A 235-nucleotide genomic window follows, 5' to 3' on the forward strand; every position below is an offset into this window, starting at 1 on the left:
GGGAAGGTGCCTTTTAAACTGGCCTGCATAAGAAAAGTATTATGGTGATGAGGGTTCAGTAATAACGATAGAGATGCATCGTTATTACTGGAGTTCCCTTGGTGGGCAACGATATTTCCTTCCTCATCAACCACGGTCAGTTGCGCATAATCGTCGGCAAAGAAACCATCAGCGGCAGACTCAAGATTAAGATTCACCTGGGTTGGATCACTGATAACCAAAGTGGCAGACGGAT

1 protein-coding gene is annotated in these 235 nt (G+C 45.5%); it reads right to left on the bottom strand.

All coding sequences use genetic code 11. The annotated features are described in order from the left end of the window. The coding region (locus ACY2RR_RS24795; protein WP_490110865.1) for a hypothetical protein at positions 1-235 on the bottom strand (235 nt) is incomplete at both ends.

It is taken from the genome of Parendozoicomonas sp. 2304DJ65-17 (assembly GCF_058148445.1).